The organism is Klebsiella sp. CN_Kp066, assembly GCF_040065135.1.
Lineage (GTDB): Bacteria > Pseudomonadota > Gammaproteobacteria > Enterobacterales > Enterobacteriaceae > Klebsiella > Klebsiella oxytoca.
The window spans coordinates 37,891-56,315 of sequence record NZ_JBEAIU010000024.1 but is presented as its reverse complement, the minus strand read 5'-3'; the positions used below and the strand labels follow the sequence as shown (position 1 = coordinate 56,315).

General features: G+C 56.5%; 15 protein-coding genes. 7 read left to right on the top strand and 8 right to left on the bottom strand.

The annotated features are described in order from the left end of the window. Positions 1–1,503, bottom strand: coding sequence for a galactofuranose ABC transporter, ATP-binding protein YtfR (gene ytfR, locus ABLV75_RS05605; RefSeq protein WP_004109019.1), 1,503 nt, complete (start codon positions 1,501–1,503; stop codon positions 1–3). A gap of 186 nt (positions 1,504–1,689) precedes the next feature. After that, positions 1,690–2,646 (bottom strand): galactofuranose ABC transporter, galactofuranose-binding protein YtfQ, encoded by a 957-nt coding sequence (gene ytfQ, locus ABLV75_RS05600; RefSeq protein WP_004109022.1) that lies wholly within the window; start codon positions 2,644–2,646, stop codon positions 1,690–1,692. Positions 2,647–3,049: 403 nt separating this feature from the next. On the opposite strand from ytfQ, the gene ppa reads away from it, so the two are divergent. After that, positions 3,050–3,577 (top strand): inorganic diphosphatase, encoded by a 528-nt coding sequence (ppa, locus tag ABLV75_RS05595; protein WP_004109025.1) that lies wholly within the window; start codon positions 3,050–3,052, stop codon positions 3,575–3,577. A gap of 148 nt (positions 3,578–3,725) precedes the next feature. Here the strand turns inward: ppa and ABLV75_RS05590 are convergent, their stop codons facing one another. From ABLV75_RS05590 to tamA, 3 genes are read right to left on the bottom strand one after another with little or no spacing between them, the layout of a single operon-like run. Further along, positions 3,726–4,070, bottom strand: coding sequence for a gamma-glutamylcyclotransferase (locus tag ABLV75_RS05590; RefSeq protein ID WP_004098039.1), 345 nt, complete (start codon positions 4,068–4,070; stop codon positions 3,726–3,728). Positions 4,071–4,072: 2 nt separating this feature from the next. Further along, a complete protein-coding gene (gene tamB / locus ABLV75_RS05585) occupies positions 4,073–7,849 on the bottom strand; it encodes an autotransporter assembly complex protein TamB (RefSeq protein ID WP_004109028.1) in 3,777 nt (1,258 codons plus the stop codon). Then, positions 7,846–9,579 (bottom strand): autotransporter assembly complex protein TamA, encoded by a 1,734-nt coding sequence (gene tamA, locus ABLV75_RS05580; protein WP_004109036.1) that lies wholly within the window; start codon positions 9,577–9,579, stop codon positions 7,846–7,848. The genes tamB and tamA overlap by 4 nt, the downstream gene beginning before the upstream one ends. 208 nt (positions 9,580–9,787) lie before the next feature. On the opposite strand from tamA, the gene msrA reads away from it, so the two are divergent. After that, positions 9,788–10,426 (top strand): peptide-methionine (S)-S-oxide reductase MsrA, encoded by a 639-nt coding sequence (msrA, locus tag ABLV75_RS05575; protein WP_004109039.1) that lies wholly within the window; start codon positions 9,788–9,790, stop codon positions 10,424–10,426. 185 nt (positions 10,427–10,611) lie between these two features. After that, positions 10,612–11,955: a hemolysin family protein gene (locus ABLV75_RS05570; RefSeq protein WP_004109043.1), complete on the top strand. Its 1,344-nt coding sequence runs from the start codon at positions 10,612–10,614 to the stop codon at positions 11,953–11,955. Positions 11,956–12,175: 220 nt separating this feature from the next. On the opposite strand, the gene ABLV75_RS05565 is transcribed toward ABLV75_RS05570, so the two are convergent. Continuing rightward, entirely contained in the window at positions 12,176–12,382 is a 207-nt protein-coding gene (locus ABLV75_RS05565; RefSeq protein WP_004098023.1) for a DUF1107 domain-containing protein, read from the bottom strand. A 322-nt stretch (positions 12,383–12,704) separates the two neighbouring features. Between ABLV75_RS05565 and ABLV75_RS05560 the strand changes: the two genes are divergently transcribed. Continuing rightward, positions 12,705–13,262: a YtfJ family protein gene (locus tag ABLV75_RS05560; RefSeq protein ID WP_004109045.1), complete on the top strand. Its 558-nt coding sequence runs from the start codon at positions 12,705–12,707 to the stop codon at positions 13,260–13,262. Here the strand turns inward: ABLV75_RS05560 and cysQ are convergent. After that, positions 13,252–13,995: a 3'(2'),5'-bisphosphate nucleotidase CysQ gene (cysQ, locus tag ABLV75_RS05555; RefSeq protein WP_004109048.1), complete on the bottom strand. Its 744-nt coding sequence runs from the start codon at positions 13,993–13,995 to the stop codon at positions 13,252–13,254. The genes ABLV75_RS05560 and cysQ overlap by 11 nt on opposite strands. Positions 13,996–14,187: 192 nt before the next feature. On the opposite strand from cysQ, the gene ABLV75_RS05550 reads away from it, so the two are divergent. Next, positions 14,188–16,131, top strand: coding sequence for a bifunctional 2',3'-cyclic-nucleotide 2'-phosphodiesterase/3'-nucleotidase (locus ABLV75_RS05550; protein WP_004109051.1), 1,944 nt, complete (start codon positions 14,188–14,190; stop codon positions 16,129–16,131). Positions 16,132–16,183: 52 nt separating this feature from the next. On the opposite strand, the gene ABLV75_RS05545 is transcribed toward ABLV75_RS05550, so the two are convergent. Then, positions 16,184–16,561, bottom strand: coding sequence for a helix-turn-helix domain-containing protein (locus tag ABLV75_RS05545; protein ID WP_004098015.1), 378 nt, complete (start codon positions 16,559–16,561; stop codon positions 16,184–16,186). Positions 16,562–16,651: 90 nt separating this feature from the next. Here ABLV75_RS05545 and ABLV75_RS05540 point away from each other — a divergent pair, with 90 nt between their 5' ends. Together ABLV75_RS05540 and ABLV75_RS05535 are read left to right on the top strand one after the other, a co-directional pair. Next, positions 16,652–17,500, top strand: a complete 849-nt coding sequence (locus ABLV75_RS05540) for an SDR family oxidoreductase (protein ID WP_004109057.1) — start codon at positions 16,652–16,654, stop codon at positions 17,498–17,500. Between the two features lie 80 nt (positions 17,501–17,580). After that, the gene (locus ABLV75_RS05535; RefSeq protein WP_004109060.1) at positions 17,581–18,405 is read left to right on the top strand and encodes an AraC family transcriptional regulator; all 825 of its coding nucleotides are present in this window, start codon (positions 17,581–17,583) and stop codon (positions 18,403–18,405) included. Positions 18,406–18,425: the final 20 nt, after the last annotated feature.

The following is an 18,425-nucleotide window of genomic DNA, read 5'->3' as shown; positions in this document are numbered from 1 at the left end:
TTATGCCGCAATAGCGTTCATGATCGCCGGCACGGAGAGCTCGCTCAGAGCCAGCTCCGCCACCTGCTGGCGATCGCGCATGATAATCACCCGATCGGCGTAACCCACCAGCTCTTCCAGCTCTGAAGAAATAACCAGCAGCGCCAGACCATCGGCGCACAGGGTTTCGATCAGGCGGATGATCTCGGCGTGGGCACCCACGTCAATACCGCGGGTGGGTTCATCGAGGATCAGGAACTGCGGTTTCGTCAGCAGCCAGCGGGAGAGAAGTACCTTTTGCTGATTACCGCCTGAGAGAAATTCGATCGGCTGTTCGGCGCTGGGGGTACGAATACCCAGCTGACGAATAAAACGTTCGGCAATCTCATTTTGTTCGCGCCGCCCAATCGGCCGCAGCCAGCCGCGCTGCGCCTGTAGCGCGAGAACAATATTTTCCCGCACCGAGGCGGCGGCGATAATGCCGTCGGTTTTGCGGTCCTCCGGGCAGAAGCCGATCCCGAGGCAGGATGCCTGATGCGGCGAGCGCAGGGTTTGCGGCTTGCCTTTGATCCACGCTTTGCCGCTGTCGGCGGGTTTAATGCCGAAGATTACCTCCGCCGTTTCCGTGCGCCCCGAGCCTAACAGACCCGCCAGGCCGACGATTTCACCGGGACGGACCTGCAGACTAAACGGTGCAATGGTGCCTTTTTTGCCAAAATCTTCGAAGGCGGCCACCGGCTTATCGCTGAGCAGGGTGCGGCCCGCGCGCTGCAGGGCGTTATGCTCCAGCTCGCGGCCCAGCATCATCTTCACCAGCTCAATTTGCGGCAGCTCGCGGGTTTCCCGGCAGCCGACAAAACCGCCGTTGCGCAGCACGGTGATACGATCGCTGACGGCGTAAACCTGGTCGAGGAAATGGGTGACGAAAATCAGGCTGACCCCGCTATCGCGCAGCTGGCGCATCAAGGTGAAGAGCATCTCCACCTCCTGGGTATCCAGGCTGGCGGTCGGTTCATCAAGAATTAACACCTTTGCTGACAGGTCGATCGCCCGGCAGATGGCGACAATCTGCTGCATCGCCACCGAAAAGCGGTTCAGCGGCTCGCGTACATCAAGGGAAAAACCGTAGGATGCCATCAGCGCGGTGGCGCGCTTTTCCATCTCTTTACGCCGCAGCAGGCCAAAACGCCGGGGCTCACGGCCGATAAACAGATTATCCGCCACCGACATGTTAGGCAGCAGGTTCACTTCCTGATAGACGGTACCAATCCCCAGTTGTTGGGCATGGGCGGTGTTTTTCGGCGAAATCGCCTGGCCTTCCAGCCAGATTGTCCCGCGGTCGGCGTGATAGACGCCGGTCAGCGCTTTAATCAGGGTAGATTTACCCGCGCCGTTTTCGCCTAGCAGAGCCATGATTTCGCCCCGGCGCAGGCTGAAATTAACGTTATCCAGCGCTTTCACGCCGGGGAAAAACTTGCTGAGCCCTTCCGTACGAAGGATTTCCTGATGCGATTCGCCGTTCATGCTCTCCCCTCACCTTTGCCCTCTCCCCGAGGGGAGGAGAGGGAAATCAGCCGTGCTATAGCGACCGGGGAAATCCCGGAGGCGGCGCTGCGCGCCTGTCCGGGCTACCCGCTCCGCAGACGGCGGTGAAACTGTAGCCCGGTCAGCGTAGCGCCACCGGGAACGTGGCCTGTTCTTAGCTACGACTCAGTAGCCCATATTTTTCTTCTTCTCTAACTCTTCTTTCGCCGTATCCGGCAGGTAGAGCGTCGATTGAGTGATGGTGACTTTTTCAGGCAGGGTGCCGTCTTTTTTGTATTTCTCCAGCGCATCGAACGCCGGGCCGGCCATATTCGGCGTCAGCTCGACGCTGGCGTTAGCTTCACCGGCCATCATCGCTTTATAAATATCCGGCACGCCGTCGATAGAGCCGGTGAGGATATCTTTGCCCGGCTTCAGCCCGGCTTCTTTAATCGCCTGAATAGCGCCAATCACCATGTCGTCGTTATGGGCGTAAACCATGCAGATGTTCTTGCCGTTGTTCTCCGCTTTGATAAAGCTTTCCATCACTTCTTTGCCCTTACTGCGGGTAAAGTCGCCGGACTGGGAACGGATAATTTTGATATTAGGGGCTTTAGAAATGGCTTCGGCGAAGCCTTTCTTACGGTCAATCGCCACGCTGGCGCCTACGGTCCCCTGCAGCTCAACAACGTTACACGGTTTGCCATCGACGGTTTTCACCAGCCACTCGCCGATCAACTGGCCTTCCAGCACGTTGTTGGCGGTCACGGTGGTCATGTAGAGGTCTTTATCTTTAACATCAATGGAGCGGTCGAGCAGGAATACCGGGATTTTGGCCTCTTTCGCTTCTTTCAGTACCGGTTCCCAGCCGGTCGCCACCACCGGAGCGATGAAGATGGCATCGACGCCCTGAGCGATAAAAGAGCGGACGGCTTTAATCTGGTTTTCCTGTTTTTGCTGCGCATCGGCAATCTTCAGAGTGATACCGCGCTTCGCGGCTTCCTCCTTCGCGACGTTGGTTTCTGCCGCACGCCAGCCGGATTCAGAGCCGACCTGTGAAAAACCCACGGTCAGAGGGGCAGCCATGGCCATAGACGACATAGCTGCGGAAACTGCGGTGACAAGAAGTAAGCGCTTCCACATAAGAGGATCCTCGTAGGGTTATTGTTGGATAAAGCCTCACCAGCGGACAAACTATAGACAATCGGAGATGTAACTGAATGCGTTACATCACACTTCAAAAAAGTTAATTAGATGTTAATCGGTGCGTTACTCTTCAGCGGAGAGCCGGTGAGGCTTCGCGACCCGCGCGAGCTTCGCCGTTTATGACGAAATTTTGCGCGCTTTGAGATATCAAGCATATGCAATGAAAACGGTTACATAATTTTATTCAGTATGCGGCTATGTTTATGGATTTTCAGGCTGTATTACGCCGAAAAATTCGGACTCCACCCACCCGTTCTGGGGAAAAAGAAGCGAAGACATTCGATGTGAGTTGGCTATAATACCGGGCACTTGTTTGCCATACATTTTAAAGGAAACAGACATGAGCTTACTCAACGTACCTGCGGGCAAAGATCTGCCGGAAGACATCTACGTCGTGATCGAGATCCCGGCGAACGCAGATCCTATCAAATACGAAGTCGACAAAGAGAGCGGTGCACTGTTCGTTGACCGTTTCATGTCCACGGCGATGTTCTATCCGTGCAACTACGGCTACATCAACCACACCCTGTCCCTGGACGGCGACCCGGTTGACGTTCTGGTCCCGACGCCGTACCCGCTGCAGCCGGGTTCCGTTATCCGCTGCCGTCCGGTTGGCGTACTGAAAATGACCGACGAATCCGGTGAAGATGCGAAACTGGTTGCGGTACCGCACACCAAGCTGAGCAAAGAATACGATCACATCAAAGATGTGAACGACCTGCCGGAACTGCTGAAAGCGCAGATAACCCACTTCTTCGAGCACTATAAAGACCTCGAAGCAGGCAAATGGGTTAAAGTTGACGGCTGGGACAACGCTGAAGCGGCGAAAGCCGAAATCGTGGCTTCCTTCGAGCGCGCTAAGAAGTAATTCTGCCGCACTCAGGTTCGCAAAAACACCGCCTCCGGCGGTGTTTTTTTTGGGCGTTGCTCTATTGCTGAGCGGCGGCTGATGCCTTAGCGGGCCGACAACATCCCCCTATAAAAAACAACGCCACCCGAAGGTGGCGTTATCGTTATTAATACTGGTCTTTATCCAACCAGTTGCCGCTTTCTATCAGCGTGAAGCCCTCAACGGGGCGCTGATAGACATACATCCAGGCGCTACCGTAGGGCGTCTGGATCAGGTGACGAGCATACTCGCCGCCTTTAGTACGCAGCGCATCCAATTCAGCCAGCGTCGATGCGTCAATACGATAGACCTCACCATGTACCGTGCCATCTCCGGGCACCGCGCCTGGATAGTGGCCCAGGCTGTACAGTTGATAATCATTGACACTATGATCGCCCAGCCACTGAGCGTTGGTCATCCAGTGGCTGTTGCCTTGTTTGCGTCGTAAACTGCCGTAAACAAATATTCGCATTGCTAAAACTCAAACTGATAGAGCAAATCGAGAGCCTGGTCTACGCCAGACACGGCTTCCATATATAGCTTAGGCATCAGGCGATAACGTAACGTCAACGTCGCCAGGGAGTCAAAGATCCCTACCCCATATTTTACCTGCAGACCCGGCAGCACGTAGCCGCTGACCACCACCTGGGAGGAGTCGCCCACCCCTTCGGTATCCAGCGCCAGATTACTTACGCCAAACGTCTCGCCGATTTTACCCACAACCTGACCACTTTGTGCAACCCCCATACCAATAAGCATGGAGGTCATTGCCGCACTATCGCTCTGTCCGCTGCCCAAACCCTGCCCGCGCAGCAGGTAAGAGAGCGCTTCCTGCTGCGACATGGCCGGATCGGAGAAAATTTCCGCTTTCGGCTGATCGGCCGAACCGGTCACGCGAACGCCGGCGATCACGTCGTCTTCCGTGGCATCCGGATTACGAATGGCTTCGATGTTCAGCAGCGGCTGATCCGGCGGTCCGGAGAACAGCAGTTCGCCTTTACGCACGATCAGATCCTGGCCGTAGGCATGGAAGCGGCCTTCCGGGATATTAATCTGCCCGTTGAGGCCCAGCCCCTGTTTATCCTGAGCCACTTTCAAATCGCCGGTCAGACGCGCTTTCAGACCAAAGGCGTCGAGGCGAACGTTGTTGCCTACATGAATCGTCAGGTTGCTGTTAATCGGAATACCGGCGCTCTGCTGCTTAATCGGCTGCAGATTTTTATCCAGCATGACTTCGTCAGAAGAGACCCCAACGGCGCTTTCCGGCACTTCATTGACGACGATTCTTGCCCAGGGCACGTCAACGCTACCATCCAGGTTAAACAGGCTTGGCGTGGCGGTAAAGACGACATCTGGCGAAACATCCAGGCGCACCATCGGCGGCACGGTTATCCGCACCCGGCTGCCCTTCGCGGCAATCTGCGCGCGCCAGTTGTCAATCTGCGTCCAGTCGGCGTTACCGCTGAGCGCAATATGGCCCTGGCTGGTATTCACCGTCCCTTGTAGGGTCGAGCGGGTACCGGTGAAATTCATCGCCAGCTGGCTCGGCTGCATATCGAACGGCATAAAGTTGCCGTCAATATCCACGCCATTCAGCTGCATCTGCCCGTACAGCTGCGGGCTCTGTACGTTGCCGCCCAGCGTCAGACGCGCATTGAGCCGCCCTTCCGCCTTTTCACCGCGCGAGAAGATAGGGTTGATCATCGCCAGCGAGAAGTTGCTGATATTCACGTTCCCGCCCAGATTACGTCGGCCCTGCGGATCGGTGACCTGCACCTGCCCATCCAGTTGACCATTGTTGGTCAGGCGAATCAGCCAGCCCAGCTGGGCGCGATTGTTGTGCAGATCGGCCGTAAGATTCAGGGTATCGAACGCCACCGGCAGCGGCGCGTCGTTGACCGTCTGGGTCACCTTCACGTTACGTCCGCTCAGGGTGACCTTGCCCTGCGGTAGCCCCTCTTTGGTGGTGTCCCAGCTCACGTCGGCATTGCCGCTAAACACGCCGCTGGCCTGCGTCTCTTCCGGCATAAACGGCTTCAGCATCGCCAGGTCGAAACGGTTGAGATTCACTACCGCGCGCCCGCTCGCGCCGGCGTCAATGGTCTGCGGTACGCACAGTTCGGCATTCGGGTTAGTCCAGCAGTGCGGTCCAATGCTGATTTTCTGCTCGAGGTTACGGTAATCCAGCGCGATGTTGCGCGTCAGCGCCACCGGCCCTACCGGCGTCTGGAAGCGGGTATTGCTCAGCGTACCTTTCCAGCGCTCCTCTTTGCGGTCAAAACTGCCTGCCAGCGACAGCTGTCCGGAAACCGGATCGCCCTGCACCCGCAGCTGCAGGTCGTGCTGTTTCTCGTTGCCCTTCGCGTTGAGCTGCACCAGGCTGATATTCACGCCCGGCTGGCTAATGCGGTCCACGCGTACGTCAAGATGACCGCCAATCTGGTCGGTGGATTTCACATCGCCCTTCACGTTCACCTGAGCCACCGATAGCTCCTGCCAGCGCAGCGCCCGGGCGGTGATATCCGCCAGCAGCTGCGGCGCATCGACGGTGCCGCGAACTTTTACTAATCCCTTCGCCGTCCCGCCCAGGCCCGGCAGGGCGTTATCGAGATGCGGCGCGTCAATGGTGGCGTCGAGGTTAAGATCTTTAACTCCCAGCTCGCCTTTCACGTCGGCGCTGTTGGGGCCCAGAGCCAGATGCAGGCCGGGGATTTTCCACTGCATATAGCTGTTGCCCTGCAGCGAACCGCTCACGTCGACTTTGTTTTGCTTCACGTTACCGGTGATTTTCAGCTCCGGTACCGACATCTGCCAGCTGCCGCCGTACAGGCTGCCCTGGGTCTTAATCAGTCCGTTGAGCTTCGACGGCCAGTCCGGTACCTCTTTAGCGGTGTTGATACCGTTAAGCGTCAGTTCGCCGCGCCAGCTGATCGCCTGCTGCCAGTCGAGCAGCGCTTTCAACTCGGTTTTTCCTTCGAGGGCGGCGACGGTGAGCTTGTCGAGATTCACCTGCTGCTCGTTGCCCTTCGCGTTCAGGCTAATTTTCGCTGGCGGCAGCGACTGCCCTTTCACCGCGGTGCTGAAGGCCAGCGTGTAGTCGGTCATCTTGCCGTTAAATTTCAGCAGTAGGTCGTCAGCCTGATACGCTTTCTCGCCGGTAAATGGCCAGTAAAGCTGCTTGCTTTTCACCTCCATATCCAGCGGCAGGCCGGCCTCCGCCAGCTGCGTTTCGGCGCGCAGCGTCATGGCGACAGGGCCGTTCAGATCCACGCCGAGCGTGAGCTTTTTACGCACTTCGCCGCCCACTTTGAGCTGCACTTTCTCGCCCTTGAGCGGGTCTACATTCAGCGTACCGTTGAGGGTGATATCGACCGGCCAGTTATCCTGCAGTTGTGCATTACCGGAAGCCGTCACTTTGCCCTGGTCAGAATCCACGTCCAGCGCGTCCAGCTTCATCTGCCCATCAATGCTGCTGACTTTGAGCAGCAGCGAGTAGATGGTCATATCGGTATCGCCGGTCAGACGCAGCTGCTCGCCGCGAAACTCCTGAATATTGAGATTCAACGGCAGATGGACATCGGTCATTTCCGGCAGCACCGGCTTCGAGAACAGGTCTTTCATCGTCTCGCCGAGCGGCTTTTCTTCCGGCTGCGGATTGTCAATTTTCGGCTCAACGACCTGCTCCTGGGCCACTTTCGCCACCTTCGGCAGCGCGATAAGCAGCCCCTGCAGCGAGGTCGGCGTCAGGGTCAGGTTTTTCTCTTGCCAGTTAAGCCCCGTGGAAAAATCGCGCAGCGAAACGGCCGTATCGTCAATTTTCACGTTGACGTTATGCAGCGCCACCCGGCTCAGGGTGATGGGGTAAGGCGTGGAGAGATTCAGCGGCCCGCTATCTTCTTCTTCAACCGGCGCCGCTGGCGGCATTTTGCTGGTATCGATCGCCACATAGATATCGCGCAGAGAAATATCGTTGACGCACAGGCTACTGTCCCACAGGCAGCGTAGCTTAACGCCAAGGTGGAACTGCCCGGCGGTGACCGCCACGCCCGGCTGCTCAAAGCGCACGTTCTCCAGCGTCAGATCGCGCCAGCCGCCGGTGGCTTTGCCAATTTCCAGCCCAGGGACCCAGCGATCGGCGGCTTTGATAACCAGATGCAGGCCAGTCGTCGTCCCCACCAGGAATCCTACCGTCCCCAGCAGCAGCACCAGAAAAATCAGTACGCCGAGGCTTATCTTCTTCCATAAACTCATAATTCAGGCCCCAGGCCGATATAAAACTGTAAACCGTGTTCTTCTTTGTCACCGATCGGTCTGGCGATATCCAGCTTGATTGGACCGACCGGGGACTGCCAGCGTACGCCGAGGCCAGCGCCGGTTTTAAAGTTGCTTTCGCGGATATCGCTCACCGCTTCGCCGCTATCGACGAACACCGCGCCCCACCATTTGCCGCTCACGTTGTACTGATACTCCAGCGAGCCGGTGGCCAGCTTCGAAGCCCCCATCAGCTTGCCGTCATCATCTTTTGGCGAGATAGATTTGTATTTATAACCGCGAATGCTGCGGTCGCCACCGGCGAAGAAACGCAGATCCGGCGGGACTTTGCTGAAGTTATCGGCCTCAATCCAGCCAAGGTTGCCGCGTACCACGAAGCGGTGGCGGTCATAAAGGGTGCGGATCCAGACGTCCTGCGCCTGCATCACGATAAAGTTAATATCCGAGCCCCACATGGTGTTGGAGTAGTCCACCGAATAGCGCTGTGAATCGCCCCAGGTCGGCATCAGGCCGCCGCGAGAACGGGTCCGGTTCACCGACACGCCGGGATAGATCAGCATCGTGGTATTGGTGACGTTGGCCTGGGTAAAGTGGTCGAGACTCCAGCGCAGGTTCAGCGCGCGCTGCCAGCCGCTCGACATCTCCCAATAGCGCGACACGGCCAGGGTGGTAGAATCCGCCTGGGTATCATTGAGATCGGTACGCTTAAAGCCGCCCTGCATCAGGTAGTACTGTTCAAGCGGGCTTTTTAGCAGCGGTACCTTGTAGCTGAAATCAAGCTGCTGTTCAGGAGCGGACAGACTGAGGCTGGAGGTCAGGCTGTGGCCGTAGGAGTTCATCCACGGCTTTCTCCAGGTCCCTTTGACGCGCGGCCCGACGTCGGTTGAGTAGCCGACCCCGGTCTCAACAGTATTCTCTTTGCGCGGAGAAACCACGCCCTGCAAAGGCAACACTTTCGTCTGGCGGGACTTCTCAAACTGCGGCGCCACGACGACGGAACTGAACCAGCCGGTCGCCGCCAGGCGGCGGTTGAGTTCGGCGAGATCCTGCGAGGTGTAATAGTCGCCCTGCTTAAACGGCACCAGATTTTGCAGATATTCGTCGCGAATTTGCGAGCCCTCAAAGGTCACCGGGCCAAAGCGGTAGCGCTCGCCGCTGTTGTAGTCGATATCCCAGAAGGCCTGATGACGGTCAAGAGAAACCCCAAGCTGGCTTTTATTAAACTCGCTATCGAAGTAGCCCTTACGCAGCGCGACCCGGGTCAGAGAGCTTTTAAAGCTATCATAATCACCGTGATTGAGGATGGTACCGATGGCCGGTCGCGTGTTTAACAAATCCAGATAGTCGCGATCGGTTCGGGCTCCGCCGCGTAAAATGACTTCAGTGCCGCCAATGCGCACCGGTTCGCCGGGCGTGACTTTGGCGATCAGTACCTGGCGCCCCTTCGCCGGCGGCGGACGTAAATCAAAATCGATGGTGGGCTCATAGTAGCCGAGCGCTTTCAGACCTTCGCGGATAGCATCATCCACGCGCGCACGAAAGCGCCGGTCCGGCGTAACTTCATCGCTCTGGATCGTAGAGAGTTGGGCGCGGACGTTTTTTTCCAGTTCCCCGGATAACCCCTCAACCTGCAAACGCACGTTCGCTGCGCTGGCGACCCCGCTGACCAGCAAAAGGCTGGTGATACATAACTGGCGGATTTGTAGCACGTTTTCTCCTGAATATCCTTGTTTCCCCCCGAAGGAAACGAAAGTGCCGCTCCACGGCTTAACAAAACCCTAACAACTAAGGGTTGAAAAATAGACGTTAACCCAAATAATTCTTATGTTTAAATCTAGACGTATTAAGCGTGGTTATTGTGTTAAAAGTCACGCTTGGTTACAACCTTAACCACATTTTCTGTTAGAGAGGCCCACCGTGAGTCTATTTGATAAAACGCATCTTGTCGCCCAAGCGGACGCGCTGCCGGGACGCAATACGCCGATGCCGGTGGCTACGCTCCACGCCGTCAATGGCCATTCGATGACCAACGTCCCCGCCGGAATGGAAGTCGCTCTGTTCGCCATGGGCTGTTTCTGGGGCGTCGAACGCCTGTTCTGGCAACTGCCCGGCGTTTATAGCACCGCCGCAGGTTACACCGGCGGCTACACGCCAAACCCCACCTATCGTGAAGTTTGCAGCGGCGAGACGGGCCATGCTGAGGCCGTGCGCGTGGTCTACGATCCGCAGGTTATCAGCTATGAGCAGCTGCTTCAGGTCTTCTGGGAAAATCACGACCCGGCGCAGGGCATGCAGCAGGGTAACGACCGCGGCACGCAGTATCGTTCCGCTATTTATCCGCTGACGCCGGAACAGAGCGAAGCCGCGAAAGCCAGCCTCGCGCGTTTCCAGGCGGCAATGAAGGAAGCCAACGACCCGCGCGCTATCACCACCGAGATCGCCACGGCAAAGCCGTTCTATTATGCGGAAGACGATCATCAGCAGTATCTGCATAAAAACCCCTACGGATACTGCGGTATCGGCGGGATTGGGGTTTGTTTACCGCCGCAGCCCTGATGCCGTTGACCCGTAATAGCAGGCTGCCGGATTGAATAATTTACGCTCTGGCGGCTTTACAGTACCTTACGCTATACTACGCCGTGTTATCGCCGGTCCAGAGCCTTCGGACCGGCTTTTTGTGAATTCCACTTAGCGTTATCCACTTCCCTTCCGAGGATCTGATCTCAACGGTCAGATAAGATATGTTAAACAGTATTTTAGTAATACTTTGTCTGATAGCCGTCAGTGCGTTCTTTTCGATATCGGAAATCTCGCTGGCCGCATCACGTAAAATCAAACTCAAGCTGCTGGCCGATGACGGCAACGTCAACGCTCAACGCGTGCTGAAGATGCAGGAAAACCCCGGTATGTTCTTTACCGTGGTGCAAATCGGCCTCAACGCGGTAGCGATTCTCGGCGGTATCGTTGGCGATGCTGCATTTTCGCCGGCGTTTCACGGCCTCTTTAGTCGCTATATGTCCCCCGAGCTCTCCGAGCAGCTGAGCTTTATTATCTCCTTTACCCTGGTCACCAGCCTGTTCATTCTGTTTGCTGACCTGACCCCGAAACGCATCGGTATGATTGCGCCTGAAGCCGTCGCTTTACGCATCATCAACCCGATGCGCTTCTGCCTGTTTCTCTTCCGCCCGCTGGTGTGGTTGTTCAACGGCATGGCCAACAACATCTTCCGCCTGTTCAAAATTCCGATGGTGCGTAAAGACGACATTACCTCCGATGATATTTACGCCGTAGTGGAAGCCGGCGCGCTGGCCGGGGTGCTGCGTAAGCAGGAGCATGAGCTGATTGAGAACGTGTTTGAGCTGGAGTCGCGCACCGTGCCTTCGTCCATGACTTCGCGTGAAAACGTCATCTGGTTCGATCTCCATGAAGATGAACAGAGCCTGAAGAATAAGGTTGCAGAGCATCCGCACTCTAAGTTCCTGGTGTGTAACGAAGATATCGACCACATCATCGGCTACGTTGACTCCAAAGACCTGCTGAACCGCGTGCTGGCGAACCAAAGCCTGGTGCTGACCGGCGGCGTACAGATTCGCAATACGCTGATTGTCCCGGATACCCTGACGCTGTCTGAAGCGCTGGAAAGCTTTAAAACCGCCGGTGAAGACTTCGCCGTGATCATGAACGAGTATGCGCTGGTCGTCGGGATTATCACCCTTAACGACGTGATGACCACCCTGATGGGCGATCTGGTCGGCCAGGGGCTGGAAGAGCAGATCGTCGCACGCGATGAGAACTCCTGGCTGATTGACGGCGGCACGCCGATCGACGACGTGATGCGGGTGCTGGATATCGATGATTTCCCACAGTCCGGAAATTACGAGACCATTGGCGGCTTTATGATGTTTATGCTGCGTAAAATTCCCAAGCGGACCGACGCGGTGAAGTTCTCCGGCTATAAATTCGAGGTGGTGGATATCGACAACTACCGCATCGATCAGCTGCTGGTGACCCGCATCGACAATAAGCCGACGGTGCTGGTGCCCAAGCTGCCGGACGCGGCGAACAGTGATAAAGAGTCAGCGTAACGCTTTCTCGCGAACGCTGTTCTTCCCCCCTGTTGCCGGGCGGCGGCTAACGCCTTGCCCGGCCAATAAAGATCGCAATCTCGTCAGATTACGCATTGCCCATCGATATACACTTAAGTCTGCGTATGCCGACCAATCTGGGGCTGATGCCGGGTCCAGAAACATCAACGGCTCCCTGGGGGAGCCGCCTTTTTACCGTGTAGTCATACCACTTTTCAGGTTATGCCATCTCTGTTTGTAGACGGCTGACCTGGCGGTTGACTTCGGACATCACTGACAAATGCAGCTTGTCCTTAACCTTCGGGATAAGGATTTTGCCCTTATCAAACTCAAAAGCGCCAACGTCCTTGATATACAAACGTCCACGGAACAGGATCTTCACGTACTTCGCTACTTGTAGCGGGTTGTAGCGTTGGAAAATTTTCATTGTTGTCTCCTGCCAGGGTTACGCTCCTGTGGTGCCACAGTTAGCCCACGTACCGGAATCGCAAATTTTAATGCCCTGAAACTATAGTCCAGAATCTGAGTGATACCCAGTTTGTATAAGTTTATTTACCTTATGATGACAATAATTCAGAGTTTTCGTTTCAGGCATCCGATGAAGGTAGTATAAGTCGCCGATTTTAGACGGAATTGTGCGTCAACACGCAAACTGGCACCATCATTGCGGGTAATGCCGATAAATCGCACTTATGATTAAAGCAGACCAAGTGGTCGGATCACCTGCAAAGATAATAAAAGGAAACACCATGACCCTACGTAGATTACTGGCCGTTTCATGTCTCCTGTTCCCACTGTTGGCCTCGGCGCATAACTTTGTCGATGGTCAGCGCGTTGCGCCGGTCGGCGTAGCGGATCGGGGAGAACTGGTGCTGGATAACGATAAATTTAGCTATAAAAGCTGGAATAGCGCGCAGCTGGCGGGAAAAGTGCGCGTTGTGATGCACATTGCCGGTCGCTCGTCGGCAAAAGAAAAAAACGCGACCTTAATTGAAGCCATTAAAAGCGCGAAGCTGCCGCACAATCGCTACCAAACGACGACTATCGTCAATACCGATGACGCTATCCCAGGCTCGGGAATGTTTGTCCGCAGCAGTATCGAGAACAATAAGCAGCTCTACCCCTGGTCACAGTTCATCGTCGACAGCAACGGCGCGGTGCGCAAAGCGTGGCAGCTCGAAGAAGAGAGTTCAGCCATCGTGGTGCTGGACAAAGAGGGTCGCGTGCAGTGGGCTAAAGACGGCGCGCTCAGCCAGCAGGAGGTGCAGCAGGTAGTGGGCCTGCTGCACAAGTTGCTTAATAAATAGAGACCCGGAAGCCGGGGTTGAGGAACGATTCACGCGGCGTGTAATCAAGAGTACGCCCCTGCCAGTCGTGAACGTGCGCCCCGGCGGCGCTGGCGACCGCATGACCGGCCGCGGTGTCCCAGGTACTTGTCGGCCCGAAGCGTGGGTAAAGCTGGGCCTGCCCTTCAGCGACCAGACAGAACTTCAGCGACGAACCAATTGAGGTGGTCTGGTGTTCACCAAGCTGCTCAAGATACTCCTGCAGCTCCGGGTCATTGCCGTGTGAACGGCTAATCACCACCAGCGGCGGGCGCGCATCGCGGACCTGAATCTGCTTGCGAACGCCGCACTCCTCTTTCCATGCTTTGCCCTTTTCCGCGCTGTACATCACCTTCATCACCGGCGCGTAGACCACGCCCAGGGTCGGTTTACCGTTTTCAATCAAGGCGATATTGACGGTAAACTCGCCGTTGCGCTTGATAAACTCTTTGGTGCCGTCCAGCGGGTCCACCAGCCAGTAGCGCTGCCAGTGCTGGCGCACCTCCCAGGCCGGCGGATCCTCTTCCGACAGAACCGGAATATCGGGCGTCAGGGCCAGCAGGCCGCTGATAATCACCTTGTGCGCCGCAATATCCGCGGCCGTGACCGGAGAATCGTCCTTCTTGCTGGTAACGTCCATCGGCTGTTTTCCATCGTAAACTTCCATGATGGCATCGCCCGCATTCCGTGCAAGCTGACATACTTGTTCTAACATTCTCCACCTCGTCTGGTTACAGTGGCGTTAACTCGTTGTTTTATTTATATCGCATCATTGTGAGTTCCGCTATCTGTGATAACGATGGCGGTTTCCTTCACCGCTTTTCTGGCATGATTCACATTTCTGTAAGCAACAGAATGTAAATACATTTTCTTCTGTGCCACTGCTCATATAAAAAGGACGCCACTGATGATTAAGTTTAGCGCAACGCTACTGGCCACGCTGATCGCCGCCAGCGTAAATGCGGCAACGGTCGATTTGCGGATCATGGAAACCACCGATCTGCACAGTAATATGATGGACTTTGACTATTACAAAGATGCCGCCACGGAAAAATTTGGCCTGGTGCGTACCGCAACCTTGATTGAGAAAGCGCGTCAGGAAGTCAGCAATAGCGTACTGGTCGATAACGGCGATGTTATTCAGGGCAGCCCGCTGGGTGACTATATGGCCGCAAAGGGTCTGAAAGAGGGCGATGTTCACCCGGTCTACAAGGCGATGAATACCCTGGATTATGTCGTGGGCAACCTCGGCAACCACGAGTTTAACTACGGGCTCGACTTCCTGCATAAAGCGCTGGCAGGGGCGAAGTTCCCCTACGTGAACGCCAATATTATCGACGTCAAAACCGGCAAACCGATGTTTACGCCTTATCTGATTCAGGATACCCAGGTGAAGGATAGCGACGGCAAAACGCAGACGCTGCGCATTGGCTATATCGGCTTCGTACCACCGCAGATAATGACCTGGGATAAAGCCAATCTTAGCGGTAAGGTGACCGTTAACGACATTACCGCAACCGCACGCAAGTTTGTCCCGGAAATGCGCGAAAAAGGCGCGGACGTGGTGGTGGTCATTGCCCACTCCGGCCTCTCCGCCGACCCGTATCAGGCCATGGCGGAGAACTCCGTTTACTATTTAAGCCAGGTGCCTGGGGTCGATGCCATTATGTTCGGCCACGCTCACGCCGTCTTCCCGAGCAAAGATTTTGCCGGTATCAAAGGCGCGGATATCGCGAAAGGTACGCTGAACGGCGTACCGGCAGTGATGCCGGGCATGTGGGGCGATCACCTTGGGGTGGTCGATCTGGTCCTTAACAACGACAGCGGCAAATGGCAGGTCAGCGCAGCGAAAGCCGAAGCGCGGCCGATCTACGACTCGGTGGCGAAGAAATCGCTGGCGGCAGAAGACAGCAACATGGTGGCGGTATTAAAAGCCGACCATGACGCCACCCGCGAGTTTGTCGGCAAACCGATTGGTAAATCCTCGGATAATATGTACAGCTACCTGGCGCTGGTGCAGGACGACCCAACCGTACAGGTGGTCAATATGGCCCAGAAGGCCTACGTTGAGCACTACATTCAGGGCGACCCGGATCTGGCGAAGCTGCCGGTACTCTCCGCCGCCGCGCCGTTTAAAGTCGGCGGACGTAAAAATGACCCGGCCAGCTTTGTTGAAGTGGAAAAAGGGCAGCTCACCTTCCGCAACGCCGCCGACCTCTACCTGTATCCCAACACCCTGGTGGTGATGAAAGTCAGCGGTAAAGAGGTTAAAGAGTGGCTGGAGTGCTCCGCCGGACAGTTCAATCAAATTGATCCCGCCAGCAGCAAGCCGCAGTCGCTGATTAACTGGGACGGCTTCCGCACCTACAACTTCGACGTGATTGACGGCGTGAACTACCAGATCGATATCACCCAGCCGGCGCGCTACGACGGCGAATGCAACAGCGTGAATCCGCAGGCCGAGCGAATTAAGCATCTGACCTTTAACGGCAAGCCAATCGATCCGAACGCCACTTTCCTCGTCGCGACCAACAACTATCGCGCTTACGGCGGTAAATTCCAGGGCACCGGCGAGGATCATATCGCGTTCGCTTCACCGGATGAAAACCGCTCGGTGCTGGCGGCGTGGATTGGCGCGGAGTCGAAGAAAAACGGCGAGATCCATCCGGCGGCGGATAACAACTGGCGCCTGGCGCCGATCCACAGCACAGTACCGCTGGATATTCGCTTTGAAACCTCACCGGGCGACAAGGCCGCGGCATTTATCAAAGAGAAAGCGCAATACCCGATGCGCCAGGTGGCTACCGACGATATCGGCTTTGCTATTTATCAGCTGGATTTGAGTAAATAATTGCCGGTTCCCCGGTTGTGCTGCGCTTACCGGGGCTACACTGACATCAACCTCAGGCTACCTGTTCGTGGTTCGCCAGAACCGCGGGCAGGTTCAGTTCAATCCAGTCCGCCAGCGCCGCCACCTTCTCGCTCACCTGCTCACCGAGCGGAGTCAGACTATATTCAACGTGCGGCGGCACCACCGGATACGACACGCGGTTAAGAAAGCCGTCCTGTTCCAGCGCCTGGAGCGACTGGGCCAGCATCTTTTCGCTGACGCCGCCGATCTTACGCCGCAGATCGCTAAACCGATGGGTGCCATCGCGCAGGGACACCAAAATCAGTACGCCCCAGCGGCTGGTCACGTGTTTGAGCACTTCCCGCGAGGGGCACTGTTCGGCAAACAGGTTGCCGTTACGTAACTGCTCGCTCAGCGTCAGATTCGCCATATTCATACTTACCTTTTTGTACGTACTTACTAAAAGTTAGTTAAGGTGTTAGCTTACCATAACTGCCAATGAACACGAAGGAGAAGACCCATGATCGCAATTACCGGCGCAACCGGCCAGCTTGGCCAACACGTCCTGGAAAACCTGTTAAAAACCGTCCCCGCGGGCCAGGTTGTGGCTATCGTGCGCAACCCGGCAAAAGCCGAATCGCTGAGCCAAAGGGGCATAGGGGTTCGTCAGGCCGACTACAGCGATGAAGCGGCCCTGACCGCCGCCCTACAGGGCGTGGACAAACTGTTGCTGATCTCTTCCAGCGAGGTCGGTCAGCGCGCCGTCCAGCACCGCAACGTGATTAATGCAGCGAAAGCTGCCGGCGTAAAATTTATCGCCTATACCAGCCTGCTGCACGCCGATACCTCCCCGTTGGGGCTGGCGGATGAACATATCGCCACCGAGCAGATGCTCGCCGACTCCGGCATTGCATATGCCCTGCTGCGCAACGGCTGGTACACCGAAAACTATCTCGCCAGCGCGCCGCCGGCGATTGAGCACGGCGTGTTTATCGGCGCTGCCGGTAACGGCAAAATCGCCTCTGCTACCCGCGCGGATTACGCCGCCGCTGCCGCTCGCGTTATCGCCGAAGAGGGCCACGCCGGAAAAGTGTATGAACTGGCGGGCGATGAGGCGTGGACTTTGAGCGAACTCGCCGCTGAGCTGAGCAAACAAAGCGGTAAAAACGTGGTGTATCAAAACCTCAGCGAAGCCGACTTCGCCGCCGCGCTGAAGGGCGTCGGCCTGCCCGCAGGCCTGGCTGATATGCTGGCGGATTCTGATACCGGCGCCTCCAAAGGCGGGCTGTTCGACAATAGCCGCACCCTGAGCGCGCTGATTTGCCGCCCGACCACCACCCTCGCTGATAGCATCAAAGGCATCCTGTAAAAGTTACAGGCTGGTTAATTTTTGTAGCATCCCGGCGGACCATCCTCAATAATGTACGGATGTCCGTCGGGAGTTATCGCATGCAAGGCGTACCGGAACAGTTTAATGATGAAAGAGACAGCGCGCGCTTTCGCCATCTGGCGCAGCTGCCCGGCGTTGAGCTGTATCATGCCCACATCTCCCGCTACGCCTTTGAACCGCACACCCATGAAGCCTTTGGTATCGGCGCGATAGAGCTCGGCGCCGAGCGTTTTCGCTATCGCGGCAGCCAGCATGTGGCTTCGGTTAACTCTATCGTCACCATGAATCCCGATGAACTGCATACCGGCGAGGCGGAGACTGCCGACGGCTGGCGCTATCGGATGATTTATCTCGACCCGGATACGCTGGAAAAGGTGACTGGCGTGCGCCACTGGTGGTTCAGCGAAGTGGTGCGTCAGGACCCGCTTCGCTCCCGGCAAATCGGCAATCTCATCTACGGCCTGTGGCATACTGACGATCCGCTCGCGCAGCAGGGTCTGCTGCTGGATTTAATCGATACCTTCCGGCCGTTCGCTCACCATGCCGCTGCGCTGCCCGAAGCTCGCCACCGCTTCGAGCGGGTGCGCGACTATCTGCATGATAACTATATGCGTACGGTGACCCTCGATGAGCTGGCGCAGGTGGCGGCGCTGAGCCCGTACCATTTCCAGCGCCAGTTCAAAGCGCACTTCCACGTTACGCCGCACCAGATGTTAATGGCCATTCGCCTGTGGCGCGCCAAAGCGTTTCTCACCCACGGTATGCCCGCTGCCGACGTCGCTCTCGCCGCCGGACTGACCGACCAGTCGCACCTGACCCGCGCGTTTACCCGCCGTTACGGCATTACCCCGGTACGTTATCAAAAGCAGGTTCTCCCGCGCTAATGCGCAACCTCATACAATAT

What these genes read in the sequence shown, in the direction of transcription:
- ytfR (WP_004109019.1), bottom strand. Translation starts at nt 1,503, where the DNA reads ATGAACGGCGAATCGCATCAGGAAATCCTTCGTACGGAAGGGCTCAGC.
- ytfQ (WP_004109022.1), bottom strand. Translation starts at nt 2,646, where the DNA reads ATGTGGAAGCGCTTACTTCTTGTCACCGCAGTTTCCGCAGCTATGTCG.
- ppa (WP_004109025.1), top strand. Translation starts at nt 3,050, where the DNA reads ATGAGCTTACTCAACGTACCTGCGGGCAAAGATCTGCCGGAAGACATC.
- ABLV75_RS05590 (WP_004098039.1), bottom strand. Translation starts at nt 4,070, where the DNA reads ATGCGAATATTTGTTTACGGCAGTTTACGACGCAAACAAGGCAACAGC.
- tamB (WP_004109028.1), bottom strand. Translation starts at nt 7,849, where the DNA reads ATGAGTTTATGGAAGAAGATAAGCCTCGGCGTACTGATTTTTCTGGTG.
- ABLV75_RS05570 (WP_004109043.1), top strand. Translation starts at nt 10,612, where the DNA reads ATGTTAAACAGTATTTTAGTAATACTTTGTCTGATAGCCGTCAGTGCG.
- ABLV75_RS05565 (WP_004098023.1), bottom strand. Translation starts at nt 12,382, where the DNA reads ATGAAAATTTTCCAACGCTACAACCCGCTACAAGTAGCGAAGTACGTG.
- ABLV75_RS05560 (WP_004109045.1), top strand. Translation starts at nt 12,705, where the DNA reads ATGACCCTACGTAGATTACTGGCCGTTTCATGTCTCCTGTTCCCACTG.
- cysQ (WP_004109048.1), bottom strand. Translation starts at nt 13,995, where the DNA reads ATGTTAGAACAAGTATGTCAGCTTGCACGGAATGCGGGCGATGCCATC.
- ABLV75_RS05550 (WP_004109051.1), top strand. Translation starts at nt 14,188, where the DNA reads ATGATTAAGTTTAGCGCAACGCTACTGGCCACGCTGATCGCCGCCAGC.
- ABLV75_RS05545 (WP_004098015.1), bottom strand. Translation starts at nt 16,561, where the DNA reads ATGGCGAATCTGACGCTGAGCGAGCAGTTACGTAACGGCAACCTGTTT.
- ABLV75_RS05540 (WP_004109057.1), top strand. Translation starts at nt 16,652, where the DNA reads ATGATCGCAATTACCGGCGCAACCGGCCAGCTTGGCCAACACGTCCTG.
- ABLV75_RS05535 (WP_004109060.1), top strand. Translation starts at nt 17,581, where the DNA reads ATGCAAGGCGTACCGGAACAGTTTAATGATGAAAGAGACAGCGCGCGC.